The sequence below is a fragment of the Sediminicoccus sp. KRV36 genome (assembly GCF_023243115.1).
Classification (GTDB): Bacteria; Pseudomonadota; Alphaproteobacteria; order Acetobacterales; family Acetobacteraceae; genus Roseococcus.
The window spans coordinates 1,413,853-1,434,679 of the sequence record NZ_CP085081.1; the positions used below are offsets into that span (position 1 = coordinate 1,413,853).

Here is a 20,827-nt window from a genome sequence, read left to right on the forward strand (position 1 = left end):
GTTCAGTGATCCCGCTTCCTGCTGACAGGCGGCGGCGGGGCAGCGGCCATGCGCTCGCTGGCATCGGCGATCCGGCGCAAGGGGCTCAGGAAATCCGGGATGTCGATGAGTGCCAGCAACAGACCGGCCACCCAGAAGGCGTGGATATGGGTGAAGAGCGCAAGCAGGCCAAGCACCGCCACGATCTCGAATTGCAGCTTGTGGGTGCGATGCGCCATGCGCTCCGGCAGGGTGTGCAGACGCAGGAAGAGTAGACCGAAGCCGACCACGGCGAGGATAAGGAAGACGCCCGTGCCGAGCAGCAGCGGGTCGGCGCCATCTGGGCCGGGAATAAAGACCGGCAGGTGGTGGGGCGCTGAGGGGTGGAGGGCTTGGCTCATCGGGAGGCTCCTGGGGCGGGCTCGGCTTCGTCCAGCACGGCTTCGATGGTGACCTCGCGCGAAACACCGCCGACCACCTCCGCGAAGCCCTCGCGGCGCAGCAGGTCACGCAGATTGCCATGCGCCCCGGCGATCGTGAAGCGAATGCCTTGCGCGGCCAGCGCCGCATGCAGCTTCCGCAGCATGGCCAGCGCCGAGAGATCCATGCGCGGCACGGCAGAGAGGTCGCAGGCCACGAGCCGGAGCGTACCGGGCGGCTGCGCAGCCAATCGTCCCTGGACCAACGCCTCCACATGCTCCGCATTCACATAGAGCAGCGCGCCTTCGGGGCGGAAGGCGAGCACGCCAGGGATGGGCTGCGTCTCCGGGTGGCGCGCCATGTCGCCGCAGCGCCGCGTGCCTGGCTCGCGGCCCAGGAAAGCGACATGCGGCCGCCCGCCGCGCACCAAAAGCATGAGCACTGAGGCCAAGGCAGCGAGCAGGATGCCCTGCAGGATACCGAGCAGCAGCACGCCCACCAGCGCGATGGCGGCAGCGGCGAAATCCTCACGGCTGACGCGCCAGAGCCGCAGCAGCGCCGGGATATCAACCAGCCCCGCCACCGCGGTCAGCACCACAGCGGCCAGCGTCGCCTTCGGCAGATTGGCCAGCAGCCCGGTCAGGAAGAGCAGGCAGAGCCCAAGCGCGACCGAGGCCAGCACCAGCGTCAATGGGGTTTGCGCGCCTGCCTTCTCAGCCACGGCCGATTGCGAGAGGCCGCCCGCGACCGGATAGCCATGCCCCAACCCCGCCATCAGATTGGCCGCGCCGATGCCAAGGAACTCCTGCCGCGGATTGAGCGCGTAGCCGTGCTTCTCGGCGAAGCCGCGCGCCGCTGAGACGCCCTCGATATAAGCAAGCAGCAGGCAGCCCGCCGCCAGCGGGACGATGCCCTCGACATCCGCCAGGCGAAGGCTGGGCAGGCCCAGATCGGGCAGGCCCGCGGGGATGGCGCCTGTGATCACGACGCCATGCTGGGCAAGGCCAAGCAGGGTCGCCACCAGGATGGAAAGGATCACCACTCCCAGCGCCACCGGCCGCCCCGGCAGGGTGCGGCCGCCCAGGACGAGCAGCGCGATGCCGGCAAGGCCGACGCCAAGCGTGACCAGGTTCAGCCCCGGCAATTGCCCGACGGGCACAACCAGCCGCTCGATGACGTTGCTGCCGCCGCCCGGCACGCCGAACAGCGCGGGCAGCTGTGTCACCGCGATGGTGATGCCCGCCCCCGCCTTGAAGCCGACCAGGATGCTGTCGCTGATGAGCTTGACCAGGACGCTGAGCCGCAAGGCCCAGCAGATCAGGCAGAGCAGCGCGACGGTGAGTGCCGCGAGGCTCGCGATCTCGGCATAGCGCGCGGCATCGCCACCCGCCATGGCGCCGAGATGGGCCGCCACCATGAGCGAGATCGCCGAAGTCGGCCCGATGGCGAGATGGCGCGAGGAGCCGAGCAGTGCGTAGCCCAGGCCGCCCAACATGTAGCCATAGACGCCAACTTGCGGCGGCAGGCCAGCGAGCGCCGCATAGGCAAGGGCGACGGGCAGGGCATAGGCGGCGAGGGTGAGGCCTGCCACCACATCGCCGTGCAGCCATGTGCTGCGATAGTCGCGCAGCCACCCCCAGGGCGGGAAGATCGTGGCAAGGCCGCCGCGCCGGTCCGATGTGGCGGCCATCAGCGGCGCCTCGCATTCGGGCCATCCGGCAAGGCGCGGGCAAGGACAGGATGGCTCCCTGTCAAGGCAGAGCCCCCGGCCCCGCTGGCCTCCCGCGACCTCACCATGGCCTCAGGCCTCCGATCGGGTTTCGATGCGACCGGCGCGCACCGCGGCGATCATCGCCTCGTGGTCGCGCTCCGCCTGATCGGCATAGGTGACGGCGAAATCGGCCATCGCATCCTCGAAGGCCTCACCATCGCCCAGATAGGCGCTGAGCAGGACAGGGTCACCCGAGCGGCAATGCGCGCGGGCCAGCGTCATCCCGGTGTAGCGAGCATAGACCTTGCTGCCGGAGGGGATCGCCACCTCCACCTTAGGCTTGATCTTCACATCGCTCAGCTGCCGCACATAGAGGTTCGGATGCCCCTTGCCGGCGCCCACCAGCCAGCCGAGGAACATGTCGCTCGCCCCCTGCATCAGCCGCTGGCCGCGCACCACGCGCTCGCCCGGATGCGCGACGGGACTCGTGCCCGCATAAGGTTCCAGAACGGAGCGCCGCGCCTCCTTCACCTGGAGGAAGAGCGGATCGCCCGAGCCCGACATCAGCAGTACGATGGCGCAGAGCGTGCCCACGCTGCCCACGCCAACGACCTTCATCGCCACATCCACCAGGCGGTAACGTTCAAGCAGCGTGGCCACGGCTGGTTGCACTGTCTCCTTGTAGCGGCGGAAGGATTCCGCCACGTCGTCGCGGAAATGGCGGCCGCGCTCATCATCTATGTGATAAATGAGGGGCGGCTGGTCGCGGATGCGCGGCTCGGGCCGGCTGCGGATGGCGAGCTTCTCGAACTCCAGTGCATGGCTCGTGGCCTTGGCGGCCTGCTGCATCTTCTTCTTGTTCTTCTTCTGCGCCTCGCCCTGGCCCACGGCGTCCAGCAGATCATCCAGGTCGAAATTGTCGTACCAGGCCTCCAGCAGCGGCATCGCCGCATAGGCGGCCATGCGCTTGCGATAGGCGCGGGCCGCGCGCCAGGCGCATTCGCGCGTGTCATCGCGCGAGAAGTTCCGATAGCGCCCCAGCAGGGCGAAGCTCGCCACCAGGCGCTTTACGTCCCATTCCCAGGGGGCGATGGAGGTCTCGTCGAAATCATTGATGTCGAAGACGATGCGGCGCTCCGGCGTGGCGAAGCCGCCGAAGTTCAGCGCGTGGCAATCGCCGCAGGCCTGGAGCTGAACGCCGCTTATGGGCGTATGCGCCAGGTCGGCCGCCATCACCGCCGCCGAGCCACGGTAAAAGGCGAAGGGGTTGGCGAGCATGCGGCCGTAGCGGATCGGCAGCAATTGTTCGATGCGGCCCTTGCTGCTCTCGATCAGCAGGTCGATCGGGTCATGCTTGCGCCGGGCAGGGTGCCAGGCGGCGTGCTCGCGCAGGGGCAGGTGCTTCGCTAGGGCAGCGCCGGCAGCGCGGCGTTCGCGCAGGCTGGCGGTCTGCTGCGGCAGGGAAGCTGCGGCAGGCGTTGGTGCCACGTCGCGGCGATGACCGTTCTTGCGTTTCGCGGTGTTGCCCACCTGGGTCATGTTCCTTGTTCATGGTCGTCGCGGTGAATGGTGTTGCGCCCCCTCCGGCGCGCCCGCTCGCTGGCCGCAGGCTTGGCTGGGACTTGCGCGGCGATCAGAGGGGCGGCCTTGGCGGCGGCGATGGGACTTCCCCTATTTCGCGGTGCAGGAAGAAGTTCAGGAAGGTGCGGATCGCCGCAACGGCCGCGAGCTTGCCGATCTGGTCCCAGCCGGGCGAGATCGCCGTACCCACGATATCGGCTGCCAGTTGGAATTCGAGCGCGAGCGACAGGCCACGCGCCAGGCCCATCCGGACATCCGCCGTCGTCCGGCCGATGACTTGAAGGGCGAGCTGCCCCACAGCCACCAGCATGGCGACGAGAATAATGGCGATGCTCACCGCCTCGATGCCAAGCTTGAGCCAAAAGGCCGCTGCAATGACCGCCGCTTCGAGACCTTCGGGAGGTGGCAGGGCATGCATGATTGAGCTCCAGGCTTACCGCGTCGCGGCTGCGTGCTTGGCCCCCCGATGCAGCCGTGGTCTGGCTTGCCGGCGATGGCGTGTGGCCTGGTATCACGGCAGCGGGGTCCGCGCGAACGCCGGGTGCCCGTGCTCCGTCGGGCCTGTGCGGAGCGCGGCGTTGCATAGTGATCTCGACACAGCGCGGCATAGCCTTTCTTAGGGATCGGCGGATGGTACGAAGAACGAGACTAGCACGCGGATCTGGCCGTCCGGCGGGCGCCACGCGGCTGCTGGGGTAAGTTACGGTGACATGCGCGGGCTGAGGTCATTCTTCTCAATGGGCGCGCGGCGCAGGGGCGCCATGCCCCGCGTGAAATCTGGTGGTACCGTAACGTACTCCACGCGCCCGGTTTAGGCTCGCATGATGCATGTTTGAAGGCTAAAACCGTATGCCCGGCCCAAGCGCCAGCCAGCGCGACATGAGAGACCTGGAGCTCCTGCGATTGCGGGCAACGCAATATCGTCCCAGCCGCTCCGGGTGACGCGGTGATCGCGCCGGATGGCCTTCCGGAGCTGCTGCTGCGGCTTTGCCTGTTCGTCTTCATGGCTGGCTCCATGCTCGAGATGGGTCTTGGACTGAGCGCGACCGAGGCCCTGAAGGGCCTACGCAACAGACACTTTCTGGCCTATGGCGCGGTCTTCGGCCTTGTGCTGGGCCCCCTGCTCGCATGGCTGCTGACGCGCATCGTCCCGCTGGAGGAGCCCTATGCCGTCGGCCTCCTCATGCTTGGCATGGCTCCCTGCGCACCCTTCCTCCCCGCCCTGGTGACGAGGGCACGCCGGCGACATTGGCCACCGTCACAGAATCCGAGGTCGCGTAGCCATGGGCGGCGCGGGTGATCCGCACCGCGCTGCTGCCGTTGTTGGTGACAGCAGAGATGCCGTGGAAGACCTGCCGATTCCGCACGCGGATGCGAAAGCGATAGAGCCCGGCAGGATCGGGCAACTGCTGCTGGCGGGCATAGGAATTGGCGCGCATCCCGGTACCGTCCAGCGCGCGACCATGGAAGTAGCATTCGTCGCTGTTGGGCTCGAGTTCCAGCACCGACCAGCCGGCCGGGGCCGTGGTGGGGATGGTGACACCGGAGGCGGTGCCGAGCCGCGGCGCCGCATCGCTGCCCACCTCATAATTGGCGAGCGTCGCGCTGACGCCGTCCAGCCGCCACGCAACGATGTTGCGCTCGTCGGGCTGGCTGGTCTCGGGCGTGACGCTGACGATTTCCAGCCAGGCGGTCTGGCCAGCGATGCGCTGGCTGAGGTTGAGCGCCACCATCGAGCGCAGCGGCAGCATGAAGCTCTGGCGGCTCAGCAGGACGAGCTCGTCATCCAGCGTGGTGCCGGTGGAGATCTGCGCACTGCCATTGGCGATGGTAAGGAGCATGCCGCTGCCGGTGGCGAGCACCTCCCAGCGAGTCGGGTTGATGACGTCGCCGGCAAAATTGTCGCGGAAGCGCCGGCGCATGCTTTTGACCTTGAGCATATCGTCGGCCCAGTCGTAGCCGCCTGGGATCATGGTGTGGCTCCTGGGGAAGTGGTGGGCGCCTCCGCGCGTGGCGATGCGGCACCGGTGGCGGCGATCTCAATGGCGGCCAGCTGGGCTGCGTCCTGCGCGGCGCCGGACTTGGCGACGCGGCGGGGATCGGAGTCGAGCGAAAGGCCGGCCTCGTCGAGCAAGGCATTGGCCTCGCGGATCATCTCGACCACCTGGCGGAAGTCGTAGCCGAAGGCGCCGACCGCCTCGGGCTGCGGCACAAAGCCGGCGCGGACCTGAGCAAACCATCGGGCAAGCCCGCTCGCGCGTGCTGGCAGCTTGCATCGTGGACGATCCGCGCATCCTCGCCGCGCTCGGCATCGTCGCGGCGACGGATGGGCAGGAAGCCGCATCGCCATCGGCGAGTGAGGGCGGGCGCGGTGCGGCCGATGCCGCCCCGCCCGAGACGCCGGTCGAGCGCGACAAGCGCGAACTCGCCGAGATGCTGTCATGACCGGCGCGCCCGATCAGGCCGCGGCGCTGCAAGCCCTGTATCCATCGGCGACGCCAGCGAAGCCCGATGCTGGCACCGCTGCCGCAACGGCGCCGAAGACCGCGGCCACCTCGCCAGCCCCGGTACCCGAGCGCGCTGGCGCTGGCGAACGTCTGACGCGCGCTAAAGGGTGGGGGGTGGGGCCGCCGACACCCCCCGCCGCTCGCCAACACTACCCCCGCGCACAAATTGCCTTACGCGCAGCCGTGTTCCCTACGCCCCGTGGACACCACGCCAGATTGCGCGCCCTGCCATCTCGCAAAAAAAAATGTAGCGGTGCGCCTGGCGTCCATATCCTACCCCGCCTGGACATGGTGCCGCGCTGGCGCGTCGTTGGCCTGCTTCGCTGGACCTCAGTCGCATCGGACGGCTAACTATTCTGCTCGGGGAGACGGTTTGTGGGGGTCGAGATGCGTTACGGCAACATGCTGGCCTTTTGCCTGCTGATGGCCTGCGCTGCACCGCCACCGCCGCGTCCAGCGCCGATTGCACGCTTTGACCAAGCTCGTGCTGATGAGTGCGTTCGCGCAGATATGCACCGTCGCCTTGTCGATTTGGGAGAAAACGTAGCTTCGAGTATCGATCTTGAGCAGGAGCGACCTTCCATCGAAGAGGCGATGACCTCGTGCGGCGTTCCCCCGCTGGATCGCCCCTGGACAAGAATGCGTGCGTGGGGCGCAGTCCGTGAGATGCGATTTGAACTTGATCGGCCTTATCGGGAGCGACGAAATGCAGCTTCGGCGCGCTTGAACGCGGCAAATGCCGCGCGGCGAGACGCCGAACTCGACATTGCAACCCGCCGCTATATCCTGTGTGTACAGGCCGCCGCCGCTTCGCTGGCCGCGTCCAGCGCTGAAGCGGCGACTGTTGTTGCGGATGCCGCAGCAGGCTCATGTCCTAACGAAGCGGCGGAGCTTTTCCGGGTTGACTGGCGGATGAAGCCCGCCTTGGACACGGCTGCCAGGGCAAGTCTGCTGGCGCTAATTCTTCGTGCCCGAGAACGGCAGATGTCCCCGCAGCAGCCAATCGAATCGCCATGGCAGCGCATCTAGTCGATGAAATCTAACACTTGGTACCAGTGGCAGAGGTCGGCTTGTGGTGGGAATCGGACACTCGGCATGGTGCAAAAATCAAGATTTATGCGCTAATTACTCACGTTCCATAGAAGGCGTTTTGCGAAATGGGGCAGGACTTGGCGAATTGATGTCCTGTCCTCTGCTTCATGGAGGCGCTCGGACTGCGAACAATCCCCAAAAGCAGGCCAGCTCAGCTCGAGAACGCCATCTCAGCGCTGCCCTTGGCAATTGCCTTATTTGAGCGACACAACAATCAGACGGATATCGCCTATCCCACCTTTGCCGCCGACTGTACGAGGCCCGGGGGAGCCGGCCCAGCCATGGCCACCTCCCCCTCCGGCACCCGCCGCGCCCGATTTGGCTACCTCGTGCGGTCCAGCGCCAGCTCCAGCGCCGCCATCACCATAGCCGCCGCCGCCGCCGCCGCCGCCGCCTCCCCTTGAATCTCCTTCCGGCTGACCGCCGCCGATTCCTCCGACGCCTCCCTTGCCATTAGTGGAATCGGCATCGCTGCCGCGGTTGCCGGTACCACCAACGGTATTAGGATCGCCAAAGCCACCATCACCGCCGTTGCCACCGGAGATTTTTCCGACCCCGCCAGTCCCTCCGGAGACGGGTCCCGCAAAGTTCCATTCGCGCCCGCCTTCTCCACCCACGCCGCCAATGAACTTTGCCAATATCTCCAACTGATTGTTTTGCCGCCGCGAAAAAACGGATTCCTTGCCGTCATTGCCTTTTATACCGGCGTTGCCGTTGTTCGCTTCGCCCGTTCCCCCTTCACCTTTTTGCAAAGAATATTTTATCAGGACGCCAACGTCGTCCCAGACGGGCAGATCGAGCACCTGCACTTCGCCCCTTGCACCGCCACCCCCACCTCCGCCGCTTCCACCTTGTCCGCCACCGCCGCCGCCGCCGCCGCCGCCTCCATAGCCGAACAAAGTTGCCTGAAGCCGCAAGCTTTTGTCTTCGCTGGAGCCAACGTATTTACCGAGATCGAATTCAAAGGCTTCCATGTCTACTGGTTGAATTGTGACTGACATCGCTTGAACCCTCCAGCTTCGTTGGTAAAGCATCCGTCGAAGTCTGGAGACCGAATAGCGACATTGACAAGCGATTTTTGCGGACAACACACGCCGGCAATGCACGAGATTCCTGACTGGGGGGATTTGCCCCAACGAGTCCCAAACGCATGTCCGCGTGTATAATTCAGGAATTTTGCACGACATCGCGGAGCCAAATTCGTCAACCGGTTAGCCGTTGCAGAAGTCCAGTGCGAATGTCCGCCGTGGGTCGAAAATAGCCATAATTCGTCGGGTACCAAGCGTTAGGTTTTATCCACTAGCTGCGCATGCGGGCCAGCCCATCTATCAAATAGCGGCGGCGGCCGGGTCCATGGTCGCGCCTATACAGGCTTGGTCATGCCGCTGGCGGCGGGAGAAGCGTCATCATGCAAAGGCGGGCCTTCGCCACGACGGCGGCGCGCACGATCTTCCACGATGCGGAGAAGGTGGCTGGCGAGAATGAGCATTTCGCCCGCCTCTGACGCGTCGGCAATCGTCACGGTGCGATGGCTGCTCGGATTTTTGTAAGAACCGATGGCACCGGCAAAAAGATGCGCCAGTGCTTCACGTTCGCCCTTCGGCAAGGTGCGATCCGCGAGCGGCCCGCTGTCGCTATGGAATGCCATCCGCATAAGGTCGGTGCCGGTCATTCGGGCATCGCAGCCAGCGGCCTCGCGCACCGCAACCTCGACCTGCTTGAATGCTGCGAAGACCGCGAGATCATGTGCTCCGCGCAGGAAGTTGGCCCAAGCATCGGCGGCGATCTTGGGGTGAAGCAAGTTACGCGGTAGGAGCGCTGCCTTCGCAAAGTCGTTGAACGCTTCGTCGCCGTCGATCCTCTCGCCCGCGCGCGAGATAATGAACCAATCGCCCATATCTCCGGGCTTCGGCACGATCAAGCCTTCGACTGCTAACCAGTTCCACGCTTCCGTTATCGCTATGCCGACTGCCGGGACGTACTCAGCTTCGTAACCTTCGCCCACGCGCCCTTGCTTGAGGTGCATCATGATGTTGTAGAGATGCACCTGCCCACGATGCCGCTTGAAGATCGGCAGCAACACGCGCGCTAGTTCTTGCGGTGCGAGCGCCAATAACACCTCTGGATCGGGGAGCGCGGCCTTGATTTCCTGTATCACGCGAACCTCTACAGCAACGCGAGTTGACCGGGTGCCAGGTCAGGTACTCGTATCACCCCTAGCAGCAACCATTGGCGCGGCCTCTTCGCTACCGTGCCCATGGCGAGGAAAATGCGACGGCCGGCCCTTGCTTCCGTGAACTCGGCGCGAAGATGGGCGATGATGGCTGCGTCACTCGCGCCGCGCTGGCGCATCTTGAAGAATGTCGCCGTGGTTTCCCAATCACCGCATTGCGGCGCATGTCGCACCCCGTCTTGATCCGTGAAGGCGATGGCGACCGCATAGGGACAAGGTTCGAAGTCCTTCACGTCCCGATCAAGGAAGGACTGTTGACGCGCAGCCTCCCGGAACTCGGCGCGTTCGGCTTCGATCCGCGCCGGTCCCTTTGCACGTGCTTTCAGTGTGAGGTCGCGCGGTTCGATCAAGGCAAGACTTTCGCCAAGCTCCGCAGCTTCGCGCGTGGAAGCGCGCACGATCGGTAGCACCATCCGCAACCTATCGCGCGACGTGACCTTGCCGCCTGGTCTCAGGGTGTTCTCTTCGATCCGGCGGCTTTCGCGTCGGTTGTCACCGCGCGGCGCCTGCCACGAATATTCCACCCATTGCCAGCGTTCGAACTGCTGTCCCGCGACAAGCTGGCGGAAGCGCACAGGGTAAAGGCGGCGCCACTCGCCAGCCGCCGTGATGCCGGCGCAGCAAACGGTTTCCCGGTAGCCCCTGCTTGGCCGCGGGACAGCTTTCACCAAGGTCAGGACGGCCTCGCGGTTGCCGTCACGCGGCTGCGGCGGGCTTCCCTGAGACTCGGGGTGCGTCGGGGTGGAGGTGTTGGACGACAAGGCCGGTCTTCCTCGCTATCGAAGCCGCCACGATGGCACGATGGCAGCCGGATGGTTCGCCTTCGTAGCATAATAGGCACACGGCCCGTTGCTGCGCGACACGTGCGGCTTCCGCGAGCGCGGCCTGTGCTACGGCGCCCCGAAGATGCGCGGTGTAGATCGTGCGGAACTCCGCCATGCGGCCGGCACGGGCCGCCTCCCGGCCGGGCTTGGGGTCGCCAAGGTCGCGGAGATGCAGGTAGCCAATGCCGGCTTCGCGCAGCGCGGCGGCCAGTGCCGTCTTAGAGAAGCCCTTCCGCCGAGACACGGCCACGGCGCGCACGTCAATCAACAGGGACACACGGGCGCGGCGCAGCGCCGCCAGAAAACCGTCTAGCGTAGCTCCCTCATAGCCGATGGTGCGGAGCGTAGATGTCACACGAGGCGCCTAGCCGCGGCTGGCCGGCAGGGTGCCGCCCGCCCTGGCGCCCGTCGCGTCCCGTTGAGCCGATGAAGTCGCTGCCTTTGCCACGTGGCCCCCTGTGCTGCGTCTGCAATGGTGCCAGCGGACGGCCAAAAGGGAAAGCTTGGGCATGTCCACCAAGTCAGCCTTGGGGAAGGCGGCGTAGGCGGATCGGGCGGTGAACGTTGGGAGACGGCGGAGCCGGCTGTGGGGAGATTGGGCAGGGCGCACCCGCCACCTGCATTCTCCCGAAGGAACTCCCGAAGATGGGCAGAAACCGTGGAGCTCTGTCCAAGCTGCCATCTAAGTGTTTGATTTAAAATGGCGTCCCTTACGGGATTCGAACCCGTGTTGCCGCCGTGAGAGGGCGGTGTCCTAGGCCTCTAGACGAAAGGGACTTGGCCGAGAGACAGCTTCCTACCCCCCGCGGCGCGGCGGATCAACCCGGGCCTTCGCATATCTCCCATCCCGGCACGCATCGGAACAATATCGGACTTCCGCCCAGCTCCTGGCCCACTTCTTTCGCCAGGCGAAGGGCCGGCCGCAGGCAGCGCAGATCTTTTCCGGCAGGTTGGGCTTGCGGTGTGTCACCGCACCGGGACCGCGGCCCCGGGGATCACCTCGCCCACAACCCGCCCGGTTTGCGCGTCGAGCAGCAGAATGCGGTCCCCATCGGGGCGCTGCACATGCACGGCAAAGCGCTCGCCCGCGCCCGCGACGCCCAGGATCCGGCTGCCGGCGGGCAGGTTCAGGCTCATCGGGGGCAAGCTGGCACCAGCGCCTCCGCCACCGGCACGCTGGACGAGCAGCACAACCAGCGTCACGGTGCCGGCCACGATCAGCACCCCCATCGCCACAACCAGGAATTTGAGTGCCCGCATTTGCCAGAAACCCATGAGATCACCGCGACAGAAGCCGATCACGGACAGCGCGTGGACCGATTCCTCGCGGAGCGGATAGGCAATCTCTCGCGCTCCCGCGTCAAGGCATTGATCGAGGATGGCCACGTGACGCGGGATGGCGAACCCCTCGCTGAGCCGGCGCAGGCGGTGCGGCCAGGCAGCCTGTATCGCGTGGCCCCACCACCGCCCGCCCCGGCGCGACCTGCGGCGCAGGCGATGGCGCTCGATATCCTGTATGAGGACGCTCACCTCATCGTGCTCGACAAGCCCGCGGGCCTGGTGGTCCACCCGGCTCCCGGCAACCTGGATGGCACGCTGGTCAATGCGCTGCTGGCGCATGCGGGGGAGGAGCTGGAAGGAATCGGCGGCGAGAAGCGACCCGGCATCGTGCATCGGCTGGACAAGGACACCTCCGGCATCATGGTGGTCGCCAAGACGCAGCAGGCGCATCAGATCCTCTCCGAAGCCTTCGCCGCGCGCGATCTGGACCGCGAATATCTCGCCCTGGTCTGGGGGCTGCCGAAGCCGCCCGCCGGCGAGATCGAGGCCGCCATCGGCCGGCATGCAACGGACCGCAAGCGCATGGCCGTGGTCGAGCCCCGCGCGCGCGGGGTGGCGCGCGGCGAGATGGCGGGTGCCAGCGCCGGCAAGCACGCCGTCACCCGCTACAGCACCGAGCAAAGTTTCCATGGGGCGCTGGCCCTGATGCGCTGCAAGCTGATGACTGGGCGGACGCACCAGATTCGCGTCCACCTCGCCCATATCGGGCACCCCCTGGTGGGTGATCCTGTGTATCTGCGGCGTATCCCGGCGGTCAGCAAAACCCTGGAACCGGGCTTGCGGGACCCCCTGCTGGCCTTTCCGCGCCAGGCTCTGCACGCGACGAGTCTCGGCTTTGTTCATCCCGTGACCCGGAAAAATCTCTCTTTCCGATCGGCCCCGCCGGAGGATTTCGCGCGGCTCCTGGCCATGCTCGGCTGTAACACGGAGTAACCGTACCAGTTTGGTCAGTTTTGCTTGCAAGCCTCCGAGCATGTCGGTATTTTGAGGGTGGATCTACGCCCTGGGGCGCCGCTCTGAGCCCGTTTGCTGACTCTTCCCCCTCCGTGACCGGGGCGGATGCATCCGGGAGGGCCCCAGACGCGTTAGGCCAATACGGCCGTGTGCCCATCGCCGTCACGGGGTGGGGCACGGCGCAAATGGAAGGCTCGTCCAATACGATGGCTTCTTTGAGTATCCCGCTTGCCCCGGAAGGCAACCTGTCCCGCTACCTGCAGGACATCCGGAAATTTCCCATGCTCGCCCCCGAGGAAGAGCTGAACCTGGCCAAGCGCTGGCGCGATGCCGGCGATGAGGCGGCGGCGCACAAGCTCGTCACCTCGCATCTGCGCCTCGTGGCGAAGATCGCGATGGGCTATCGCGGCTATGGCCTGCCGGTCGGTGAACTCATCTCCGAGGGCAATGTCGGGATGATGCAGGCGGTCAAGCGCTTCGATCCCGATCGCGGTTTCCGCTTGGCGACCTACGCCATGTGGTGGATCCGTGCCGCCATCCAGGAATACATCCTGCACAGCTGGTCCCTCGTGAAGATGGGCACCACCGCCGCGCAGAAGAAGCTGTTCTTCAACCTCCGTCGCCTCAAGGGGCAGATCGGGGCGCTGGAGGATGGTGACCTGCAGCCGGAAGTCGTCGCCAAGATCGCCAAGACGCTGGCCGTGCCCGAGCAGGATGTGGTGAGCATGAATCGCCGCCTCGCCAGCCCGGATAACAGCCTGAACGCCCCCGTCCGCGCCGATAGCGAGGGCGAGTGGCAGGATTGGCTGGTGGATGACGCCGAGAGCCAGGAAAGCGAACTCGCCGAGCGGGAGGACATGTCCAACCGCAAGGACATGCTCAATGGCGCGCTGCGCACGCTGAATGAGCGTGAGCGCCATATCTTGATCGAGCGCCGCCTGAAGGATGAGCCGACGACGCTCGAAGAGCTCAGCCAGCAATACAACATCAGCCGCGAGCGCGTGCGTCAGATCGAGGTCCGCGCCTTCGAGAAGCTGCAGAAGAGCATGAAGCAGCAGATCGTGGACCGGCGCCTCAGCGTCGGCTGAAGCCAGGGCGGAAGGCCGGGGCTGGGCGACGCGGGCAGCTTGTCTTCGTGATCGGCCCCGGTGGTGATCGGAATGCGAAAGGGCGGCGCCCTTTCGCCTGGTAGCCTGGGTTTCAGGGCTCTGGTTCTGGCACTGACGTCCAGCGGTCAGTCAGCCTGCCGCTCGAGGTGCGTTATGCCTCGCCCCCCGGCCCGCTTTGATTTCAGAGGCGTCCCGGCCACCTTCCGATCGCCGGGGCTCACATCAGAAGGCCCGGGCAGTTGGTGTCCGGGCATCGTGATCCGCCCCGACGAGCCGATCGGGAAGGATTTTGGTCCAGACCCTCAGACCCAGAAGCTCTCACCATGCTGGCGCGGCACGAAGCGGCCCGTGCCTGGCCGTGCCAGAACCCGCGTCCCGTCCCAGATGCAGGCGCCGCGCAGATAGGTGGCCGCCACGCGCGCCGTCATGGCCATGCCGTCATAGGGCGACCAGCGGGCATCCTCGCGGTCCTGGATGTTGCGGGCGTCGAAGGCGAAGTCACCCTCCTCCATCACCAGCAGGTCGGCATCGCAGCCGATGCGGATGGCGCCCTTCTTCGGGAACAGGCCATGGAATTTCGCCGGGCGTTCTGCGCAGAGGCTGGCCATCAGCGTGGGGGACAGGCCGCGCCTGGACAGCAGGGTGAACATCAGCGGCGCGAAGCTCTGCATGCCGGTCAGGCCAGCGCCGCAGGCGAAGATGTCGCCCGTATATTCCTTGCGCTGCTTGGGCCAGGGCGCATGGTCGGTGGACACATAGGCGACCTTGCCCTCGGCGATGCTGCCCCAGATGCGTTCCACCTCCGCCGCGGTGCGGAAGGGCGGGTTGCATTTGCCGAAGCCCTGGAGGCGGACCAGATCCTCCTCCGTCATGCACAAATACTGGATGCAGGCCTCGCCCGAGGTCTTGGCACCCTGGTTCCGGAACACCTCGGCCAGGTCGAAGCCGCGCGCCAGGGAGGAATGCGCGATGTGGACATGCGCCCCCGTCTCCAGCGCCATCTCGAAGATGGCGAGGTCCGCCATGGTCTCGCAGAGCGGCGGGCGGGTGCGGGCATGCATGATGGGGTCGGTCCGGCCGGTGGCCTTTGCGGCGGCGATGGCGCCCTCGACGATCTCCTGATCCTCGTTGTGAATGCCCACCATGAGGCCGGTCTTGGCGATCTCGGCGAAGGCCTCGACCATCATGGTGTTGTTGATGCGCGGAAAGCGCACCGCGTCATATTCATAGGTGGAAAGCTTGAAGGAACAGACGCCGGCCTCAGCGAGGCCCGCAATCTGGTCCACCCCGCCATCCTTCCGGATGGTGCCGTAGAGCGCCATGTCCACATGGCTGGTGGCGTTCACCACCGCGATCTTCTCGGCGAGGATGCCGGGATCGGTCACCGGGCGCGGCACGTCATAGGGCATGTCCACGCAGGTGGTGACACCGCCGGCGGCGGCCGACATCGAGGCGCCCTCGATTCCCGACCAGCCGGTGCTGCTGCTGGTGTGCATGTGCCCATCCACCAGGCCCGGGAACACAAGCTTCCCACGATGGTCCACCATCTCGGCCGCTGCTGGCGGGCTGCCCTGGCCGATGGCGGCGATCACGCCGCCGCTCACCGCGACATAGCCGTTTTCCAGAACCCCATCGGCCAGCACCAGATTGCCGCGCACCACCAGATCGAAAGCCATACCCGCAGAATCCCCTGCCCATGTTGCGTGACGCGTCGCGATCAATAGGATGCGGCCCCGTCACATGTCACAAGGCTAGGCGCGCGCGCCGTGGCCGCCAACCCGGCAAGACGAAAGAGAGACGCGCATGCAACTCCACCCCGTGAAAGTTCATCCCTCCAAGGCGCTGCTCAAGCGCGAGGACCAGCTCGCCTGGAAGATTGCGGGTGTGGCCACCGACAAGGCGCCCGTGCCCAAGGACACGGCGGAGATGATCATCAACCGGATCATCGACAACGCCTCGGTCGCCATTGCCGCCATCAACCGCCGGCCTGTGGTTTCGGCGCGCGGCATGGCGCTGGGCCATGCGAAGAAGGGCGGCGGCACGGTGTTCGGCATGCCGGCGAGCTTCACGGCGAGCCCCGAATGGGCGGCCTGGGCGAATGGCACGGCGGTGCGTGAGCTCGACATGCACGACACCTTCCTGGCCGCCGACTACTCCCACCCCGGCGACAACATCCCCCCCATCCTCGCCGTGGCGCAGACCATGGGCCGTTCCGGCAAGGACCTGCTGCGGGGCCTGGCCACCGGCTATGAAATCCACATCAACCTGGTGCGGGCCATCTGCCTGCATGAGCATCGCGTGGATCACATCGCGCATCTCTGCCCCGCCTCGGCCGCCGGAATCGGCACGCTGCTCGGCCTGAAGCAGGAGGTGATCTTCCAGTCGGTGCAGCAGGCGCTGCACACCTCCGTCAGCTTCCGCCAGTCCCGCAAGGGCGAGATCAGCTCCTGGAAGGCCTACGCGCCCGCCCATGCCGGCAAGCTGGCCGTGGAAGCCGTCGACCGTTGCATGCGCGGCGAAGGTGCCCCCAGCCCGATCTATGAGGGTGAGGACAGCGTGATCGCCTGGGTGCTCTCGGGCCGCACGCAGGCCGACAGCAAGGGCCGCAAGACGGTGTACGACCCGACCTACTACAACGTGCCCCTGCCGGCCGCCGGCGAGGGCAAGCGCGCCATCCTCGACAGCTACACCAAGGAGCATTCGGCCGAGTACCAGAGCCAGGCGCTGATTGATCTGGCCTTCCGCATGCGCGAATCCATCAAGAATTTCGACGCGATCGAGAAGATCATGATCCACACGTCGCATCACACCCATTACGTGATCGGCACGGGCGCGCAGGACCCGCAGAAGATGGACCCCAAGGCGAGCCGCGAAACGCTCGACCATTCCATCATGTACATCTTCGCCGTGGCGCTGCAGGACGGTCGCTGGCACCATGTGGACAGCTACGCGCCCAAGCGTGCTGGCCGTGCCGATACGGTGCGCCTGTGGCACAAGATCGAGACCTGCGAGGCGCCGGAATGGACTGAGCGCTACCACAGCCGCGATCCGGAGACGCTGGCCTTCGGCGGCCGCGTCGAAATCACCATGAAGGACGGCACAAAGCTCGTGGATGAGCTGGGTGTGGCCAATGCGCACCCCCGCGGCGCGCGGCCCTTCGCGCGTGAGCAGTATATCCACAAGTTCCGCACGCTGACCGATGGCATCATCTCGGCGCGCGAGAGCAACCGCTTTCTCGAAGTGGTGCAGAGCCTGGCGAGCCTCAAGGCCGGTGAACTGGGTGCCTTGCATGTGGCGCTGCCCAAGGGCGCGTTGCTGGAGGCCAAGCCCGGCATCTTCTGATGCCGGAATGGGCGTTGCGCCCAGGCCGGCGTGCATCCATCATGCCGCCTGCGCGACATGGGTACGGCGCTGCTGCGCGAGGCGATCCGGGCACATCCCGGGTCGCTCGCTGCATGGTATGGCGCGCAGCGACTTTGGCCGCGGCGTCTGCGAGCGCCGTGGCTGCATGATCGAGGCCGAAGGCGACGGCGGCCAGAACGAGGAAGGCGAGCCGGATCTTCTCGACCGCCTTCGCCCTACGGCAACATGCATGTCACCCTGAGACCATTGCGCAGATCGCCATCGCTGATTGTGGGGCCGGTGATGCGGGCGATCCGCACCATCGTTACCTGGCCGGGTGGCAGTTCCACCTCCAGCCCGGCGGCAATGGGCCGTCCGGCAAGACTCAGGCGCACGACCACCATCCGGAAGGGGCGCGAGCCGAGCAGGCTCGCGCTGTAGATGGTGCCCGCCGGGACCCGGCCTTCGCGTTCTGCTGGCGCCGGTGTGGCGGTGAAGCCGAGCACCTGTATCATCCCGTTGGCGACGCAATCCCCGCTGCCCTGAGCGGAGGCGGGAAGGGCGGCGAGGCATGCCATGGCGAATGCGGCGGCGAGGCGCGTGAACATCGTCGAAGATCTCCCTGGTTCCATGCGCCCATCGTGCCAGCGCGAGGGGCGGGAGGCGACCCGGATCGGACGATCTCCCCGATCGGTCGGCCCGATGGACAGCCACGCACACAGGCTTAAGCTGCGGCGCAGCAAGAGCAACAAGGGAAGTCAGTCATGAGCGAAACCATCGACGTCCGCAAAGGGCTCGTCGGCGTCTATGCCGATGAGTCCAGCGTCTCGAAGGTGATGCCGGAAACCAACAGCCTCACCTATCGCGGCTATGCCGTGCAGGATCTGTGCGAGAATTCCAACTTCATGGATGTCGCCTACCTGCTGTGGAACGGCGAGTTGCCCAACGCGACTGAGCGCGCCGCCTTCGCCGAGGCCGAGCGCTCGCAACGCGCGCTCTCGCCCACGCTGCTGCGCGTGCTGCGCGATTTCCCCAAGGACGCGCATCCGATGGATGCGATCCGCACCGCCGTCTCCTTCATGGGGATGGAAGACCCGGAGGCGGCCGACATCGGCGATGCCGCGCAGCGCCGCAAGGCGATCCGCCTGCTGGCGCGCATCCCCACGGCCGTCGCCGCGACCAACCGGCTGAGCAAGGGGCTTGAGCCTGTCCCGCCCGACCCCTCGCTGCCCTTCTGCGAGAATTTCTTCCACATGGTGTTCGGCAAGGTGCCGCAGCCGGAGGTGATCAAGGCCTTCGATGTCTCGATGATCCTCTACGCCGAGCACACCTTCAACGCCTCGACCTTCGCCGCCCGCGTGGTGACGTCAACCATGGCGGACATGCACGGCGCGATCGTCGCCGGCATCGCCGCCCTCAAGGGCCCGCTGCATGGCGGCGCCAATGAGGCGGTGATGCACATGCTGAAGGAAATCCCCTCGCCCGAAACGGCGGAAGCCTGGTTGCGCGAGCGCTTCGACCACAAGGCGCTGGTGATGGGCTTCGGCCATCGCGTCTACAAGAATGGCGACAGCCGCGTACCGACGATGAAGAAATACGCCGAGGTGATGGCCGATGTGGTGGGCGACAAGCGCTGGATGAACACCTCGGCCGTGCTCGCGCGCGTCATGCTGGCCGAGAAGAACATCCATCCCAATCTCGATTTCCCGGCAGGCCCCGCCTACTACCTGATGGGTTTCGACATTCCGATGTTCACGCCGGTCTTCGTGTGCAGCCGCATCACCGGCTGGGCCGCGCATGTCTTCGAGCAGGCCGCGGATAACCGGCTGATCCGTCCGCTCTCGCTCTACAACGGCGTGGAGCAGCGCGCGGTACCGACGCGCTGACTCCTGAACGCGCGTGGCGTTCCATGGTGAGGCCGCCCGCTGCAACGGGCGGCCTTTCTCATGTGTGAAGATGATGCACGCGCGACTCACGCCGCGGAAAATCTTTGCGTAAAAGCAGAATGTGTTTGACAGGCAACTCGCGCATTCCGATAGCGTTGCAGACGCACGCATTGACGCGCGATTCGCGCCTACGCTCTGACCGCCGCGCATCACGCGAGACATGGAGAGCAGGGCCACGAAATCGCAGAGCAGGGCGAGCGGCGAACGGAAGGGATGAACCTCGATGAGGTTAGCCGGAAACCATTTCCGGTCTCTGCGGGAGGAAGGCACCCGTTCTCGCATTGGGTCGGGCCATCGCCTGATTCACGGCGGGTACGCGACAGTGCAAGCGGCTTCTTCGCGACGATGATCTTCGCCTGTTCGAACTCTCTGCAATCCGTCGCGGCGCGATGCCGCCGCGGCCTGGTCCAGTAACCATCCACCAACCTGTCGCGCGAAGGCGCAAGGAGAGACTCAAATGACTGATACGACCGATACCGCCGAAGTGACGGCACGCGCGCAAGCCATGGCCGTTGCCGCCGGCGCCCGCCGCACCGCGAAGAAGCCCGCCACGGCCCGTGGCCGCGTCGCCGCCAAGGCCCCCGCTGCCAAGAAGGCTGCGCCTGCGAAGAAGGCTGCTCCTGCCAAGAAGGCCGCCCCCAAGAAGGCTGCTGCCAAGAAGGCGGCACCCGCGAAGAAGGCTGCTCCTGCCAAGAAAGCCGCCCCCAAGAAGGCTGCTGCCAAGAAGGCTGCACCCGCCAAGAAGGCTGCTCCTGCGAAGAAGGCCGTAGCCAAGAAGGCCGCGCCGAAGAAGGCCGCTGCCAAGAAGCCGGCAGCCAAGAAGGCCGCACCCGCGAAGAAGGCTGCCCCCGCGAAGAAGGCCGCTGCCAAGAAGCCGGTTGCCAAGAAGGCCGCGCCTGCGAAGAAGGCCGCCCCGGCCAAGAAGCCTGCCGCGAAGAAGGCCGCTCCCGCCAAGAAGGCGCCGGCGATGAAGGCCGCCCCGGCGAAGGACCCGAAGCGCGCCGAGGCCGCGAAGAAGGCCGCTGCCACCCGCGCCGCCAAGAAGGCCGCGGCTGCCGCGGCCCCCGCCACGGCGCCCGCCAGCGAGACGCCGACGAGCTGATCCTTCCGGATCATCAGGCCGGGTCACGCCGCGAGGCGCTGACCCGGGAGATCAGGCGCCACCCATCGGGTGGCGCCTTTTTTCATGGCCGCATCAGCCCCATTGGCCAAGGAAGAACATCTCACCCGCGGGCTTGCGGGCGCGCGGCGCCGTCTCGCGCTGCGCCAATGCCTCGGGCAGGGCCGAGGCCGGCCCCGGGGTGCCCAGCACCATCGCCGCGATCGGCGCCACATCCTCGGGGATGGCGAAAGCCGCGCGCGCGGCCGCCGCATCGAAGCCGGCCATCTGGTGCAGCTGCAGGCCGAGTGCGGCCGCCTGGATCGCCATCGCGCTGCTCGCCTGGCCCGCATCGTAATGCGACCAGGGGTTGGGCTTGCCATTGCCGGCCGAATTCAGCCGCGCGCAGGCCAGCATCAGCACAGGCGCCCCGCCGATCCAGCCCTGGTTGAAGGGAACCAGGCAGGCCAGCAGCTTGGCGAAAGCCTCAGGCTCCAAAGCCCTGCGCGTAATCAGGTACTGCCAGGGCTGCTCGTTATAGGCCGAGGCCGCCCAGCGCCCGGCTTCCAGGATGGAATGCAGCGCTGCATCGGGAACGGGCGTCTCCAGGTAGCTGCGCGGGCTCCAGCGTGCGGCGATGGCGGGCAGAACGGGATGGTCGGTGGGGGCGGTACGGTCCATGGGCAAGT

The 20,827-nt window shown here is 66.2% G+C and carries 22 protein-coding genes and 1 tRNA gene; 7 read left to right on the plus strand and 16 right to left on the minus strand.

Annotated features, from left to right (window positions below):
• Positions 1-2 precede the first annotated feature (2 nt).
• The 6 genes from LHU95_RS06305 to LHU95_RS06330 form a co-directional block, all read right to left on the minus strand.
• On the minus strand, positions 3-380 hold the full coding sequence (locus LHU95_RS06305) for a hypothetical protein (protein WP_248710523.1): 378 nt from the start codon (positions 378-380) through the stop codon (positions 3-5).
• Positions 377-2,089 (minus strand): SulP family inorganic anion transporter, encoded by a 1,713-nt coding sequence (locus LHU95_RS06310; protein WP_248710524.1) that lies wholly within the window; start codon positions 2,087-2,089, stop codon positions 377-379. The genes LHU95_RS06305 and LHU95_RS06310 overlap by 4 nt, the downstream gene beginning before the upstream one ends.
• Before the next feature lie 111 nt (positions 2,090-2,200).
• Positions 2,201-3,649: a DUF2252 domain-containing protein gene (locus LHU95_RS06315; RefSeq protein ID WP_248710525.1), complete on the minus strand. Its 1,449-nt coding sequence runs from the start codon at positions 3,647-3,649 to the stop codon at positions 2,201-2,203.
• Between the two features lie 94 nt (positions 3,650-3,743).
• Complete coding sequence (locus LHU95_RS06320) at positions 3,744-4,109, minus strand: DUF1622 domain-containing protein (protein ID WP_248710526.1); 366 nt, start codon at positions 4,107-4,109, stop codon at positions 3,744-3,746.
• 763 nt (positions 4,110-4,872) lie between these two features.
• Positions 4,873-5,664 carry a hypothetical protein gene (locus LHU95_RS06325; protein ID WP_248710527.1) on the minus strand — a complete coding sequence of 264 codons (792 nt, stop codon included), beginning with the start codon at positions 5,662-5,664 and terminating at the stop codon, positions 4,873-4,875.
• Positions 5,661-5,903, minus strand: a complete 243-nt coding sequence (locus tag LHU95_RS06330) for a hypothetical protein (protein WP_248710528.1) — start codon at positions 5,901-5,903, stop codon at positions 5,661-5,663. The genes LHU95_RS06325 and LHU95_RS06330 overlap by 4 nt, the downstream gene beginning before the upstream one ends.
• Positions 5,904-5,968: 65 nt before the next feature.
• Here LHU95_RS06330 and LHU95_RS06335 point away from each other — a divergent pair, with 65 nt between their 5' ends.
• Positions 5,969-6,136: a hypothetical protein gene (locus LHU95_RS06335; protein WP_248710529.1), complete on the plus strand. Its 168-nt coding sequence runs from the start codon at positions 5,969-5,971 to the stop codon at positions 6,134-6,136.
• Between the two features lie 449 nt (positions 6,137-6,585).
• The gene (locus tag LHU95_RS06340; RefSeq protein ID WP_248710530.1) at positions 6,586-7,227 is read left to right on the plus strand and encodes a hypothetical protein; all 642 of its coding nucleotides are present in this window, start codon (positions 6,586-6,588) and stop codon (positions 7,225-7,227) included.
• A gap of 257 nt (positions 7,228-7,484) precedes the next feature.
• On the opposite strand, the gene LHU95_RS06345 is transcribed toward LHU95_RS06340, so the two are convergent.
• From LHU95_RS06345 to LHU95_RS06375, 7 genes are all read right to left on the minus strand, one after another.
• The gene (locus LHU95_RS06345; RefSeq protein ID WP_248710531.1) at positions 7,485-8,264 is read right to left on the minus strand and encodes a hypothetical protein; all 780 of its coding nucleotides are present in this window, start codon (positions 8,262-8,264) and stop codon (positions 7,485-7,487) included.
• A 389-nt stretch (positions 8,265-8,653) separates the two neighbouring features.
• Positions 8,654-9,448, minus strand: coding sequence for a TIGR02391 family protein (locus LHU95_RS06350; protein WP_248710532.1), 795 nt, complete (start codon positions 9,446-9,448; stop codon positions 8,654-8,656).
• A gap of 8 nt (positions 9,449-9,456) precedes the next feature.
• Positions 9,457-10,284, minus strand: a complete 828-nt coding sequence (locus LHU95_RS06355; protein ID WP_248710533.1) for a hypothetical protein — start codon at positions 10,282-10,284, stop codon at positions 9,457-9,459.
• Positions 10,220-10,702, minus strand: a complete 483-nt coding sequence (locus tag LHU95_RS06360; RefSeq protein ID WP_349292669.1) for a DUF488 domain-containing protein — start codon at positions 10,700-10,702, stop codon at positions 10,220-10,222. Before LHU95_RS06360 ends, LHU95_RS06355 begins: the two co-directional genes overlap by 65 nt.
• Positions 10,703-11,048: 346 nt before the next feature.
• Positions 11,049-11,124, minus strand: a tRNA-Glu gene (locus LHU95_RS06365).
• A gap of 19 nt (positions 11,125-11,143) precedes the next feature.
• Positions 11,144-11,317, minus strand: a complete 174-nt coding sequence (locus LHU95_RS06370) for a DUF2256 domain-containing protein (protein ID WP_248710534.1) — start codon at positions 11,315-11,317, stop codon at positions 11,144-11,146.
• Positions 11,314-11,607: a DUF6476 family protein gene (locus LHU95_RS06375; protein WP_248710535.1), complete on the minus strand. Its 294-nt coding sequence runs from the start codon at positions 11,605-11,607 to the stop codon at positions 11,314-11,316. Before LHU95_RS06375 ends, LHU95_RS06370 begins: the two co-directional genes overlap by 4 nt.
• On the opposite strand from LHU95_RS06375, the gene LHU95_RS06380 reads away from it, so the two are divergent.
• The gene (locus tag LHU95_RS06380; RefSeq protein ID WP_248710536.1) at positions 11,608-12,621 is read left to right on the plus strand and encodes an RluA family pseudouridine synthase; all 1,014 of its coding nucleotides are present in this window, start codon (positions 11,608-11,610) and stop codon (positions 12,619-12,621) included.
• Between the two features lie 227 nt (positions 12,622-12,848).
• Positions 12,849-13,730, plus strand: coding sequence for an RNA polymerase sigma factor RpoH (rpoH, locus tag LHU95_RS06385; RefSeq protein WP_248710537.1), 882 nt, complete (start codon positions 12,849-12,851; stop codon positions 13,728-13,730).
• 323 nt (positions 13,731-14,053) lie between these two features.
• Here the strand turns inward: rpoH and LHU95_RS06390 are convergent, their stop codons facing one another.
• Positions 14,054-15,427 (minus strand): amidohydrolase family protein, encoded by a 1,374-nt coding sequence (locus LHU95_RS06390; RefSeq protein WP_248710538.1) that lies wholly within the window; start codon positions 15,425-15,427, stop codon positions 14,054-14,056.
• A gap of 127 nt (positions 15,428-15,554) precedes the next feature.
• Between LHU95_RS06390 and LHU95_RS06395 the strand changes: the two genes are divergently transcribed.
• Positions 15,555-17,093: an MmgE/PrpD family protein gene (locus LHU95_RS06395; RefSeq protein ID WP_248710539.1), complete on the plus strand. Its 1,539-nt coding sequence runs from the start codon at positions 15,555-15,557 to the stop codon at positions 17,091-17,093.
• A gap of 236 nt (positions 17,094-17,329) precedes the next feature.
• Here the strand turns inward: LHU95_RS06395 and LHU95_RS06400 are convergent, their stop codons facing one another.
• Positions 17,330-17,701 carry a hypothetical protein gene (locus LHU95_RS06400; RefSeq protein WP_248710540.1) on the minus strand — a complete coding sequence of 124 codons (372 nt, stop codon included), beginning with the start codon at positions 17,699-17,701 and terminating at the stop codon, positions 17,330-17,332.
• 156 nt (positions 17,702-17,857) lie between these two features.
• On the opposite strand from LHU95_RS06400, the gene LHU95_RS06405 reads away from it, so the two are divergent.
• Both LHU95_RS06405 and LHU95_RS06410 read left to right on the plus strand, forming a co-directional pair.
• Positions 17,858-18,979: a bifunctional 2-methylcitrate synthase/citrate synthase gene (locus tag LHU95_RS06405; protein ID WP_248710541.1), complete on the plus strand. Its 1,122-nt coding sequence runs from the start codon at positions 17,858-17,860 to the stop codon at positions 18,977-18,979.
• Between the two features lie 517 nt (positions 18,980-19,496).
• Positions 19,497-20,141, plus strand: a complete 645-nt coding sequence (locus tag LHU95_RS06410) for a hypothetical protein (RefSeq protein ID WP_248710542.1) — start codon at positions 19,497-19,499, stop codon at positions 20,139-20,141.
• 93 nt (positions 20,142-20,234) lie between these two features.
• Here the strand turns inward: LHU95_RS06410 and LHU95_RS06415 are convergent, their stop codons facing one another.
• Positions 20,235-20,819, minus strand: coding sequence for a nitroreductase family protein (locus tag LHU95_RS06415; RefSeq protein ID WP_248710543.1), 585 nt, complete (start codon positions 20,817-20,819; stop codon positions 20,235-20,237).
• Positions 20,820-20,827 lie beyond the last annotated feature (8 nt).

Coding starts and splice junctions, on each gene's coding strand:
- LHU95_RS06305 (WP_248710523.1), bottom strand. CDS start 380: ATGAGCCAAGCCCTCCACCCCTCAGCGCCCCACCACCTGCCGGTCTTT.
- LHU95_RS06310 (WP_248710524.1), bottom strand. CDS start 2,089: ATGGCCGCCACATCGGACCGGCGCGGCGGCCTTGCCACGATCTTCCCG.
- LHU95_RS06315 (WP_248710525.1), bottom strand. CDS start 3,649: ATGACCCAGGTGGGCAACACCGCGAAACGCAAGAACGGTCATCGCCGC.
- LHU95_RS06320 (WP_248710526.1), bottom strand. CDS start 4,109: ATGCATGCCCTGCCACCTCCCGAAGGTCTCGAAGCGGCGGTCATTGCA.
- LHU95_RS06325 (WP_248710527.1), bottom strand. CDS start 5,664: ATGATCCCAGGCGGCTACGACTGGGCCGACGATATGCTCAAGGTCAAA.
- LHU95_RS06340 (WP_248710530.1), top strand. CDS start 6,586: ATGCGTTACGGCAACATGCTGGCCTTTTGCCTGCTGATGGCCTGCGCT.
- LHU95_RS06345 (WP_248710531.1), bottom strand. CDS start 8,264: ATGGAAGCCTTTGAATTCGATCTCGGTAAATACGTTGGCTCCAGCGAA.
- LHU95_RS06375 (WP_248710535.1), bottom strand. CDS start 11,607: ATGCGGGCACTCAAATTCCTGGTTGTGGCGATGGGGGTGCTGATCGTG.
- rpoH (WP_248710537.1), top strand. CDS start 12,849: ATGGCTTCTTTGAGTATCCCGCTTGCCCCGGAAGGCAACCTGTCCCGC.
- LHU95_RS06390 (WP_248710538.1), bottom strand. CDS start 15,427: ATGGCTTTCGATCTGGTGGTGCGCGGCAATCTGGTGCTGGCCGATGGG.
- LHU95_RS06395 (WP_248710539.1), top strand. CDS start 15,555: ATGCAACTCCACCCCGTGAAAGTTCATCCCTCCAAGGCGCTGCTCAAG.
- LHU95_RS06400 (WP_248710540.1), bottom strand. CDS start 17,701: ATGTTCACGCGCCTCGCCGCCGCATTCGCCATGGCATGCCTCGCCGCC.
- LHU95_RS06405 (WP_248710541.1), top strand. CDS start 17,858: ATGAGCGAAACCATCGACGTCCGCAAAGGGCTCGTCGGCGTCTATGCC.
- LHU95_RS06410 (WP_248710542.1), top strand. CDS start 19,497: ATGACTGATACGACCGATACCGCCGAAGTGACGGCACGCGCGCAAGCC.
- LHU95_RS06415 (WP_248710543.1), bottom strand. CDS start 20,819: ATGGACCGTACCGCCCCCACCGACCATCCCGTTCTGCCCGCCATCGCC.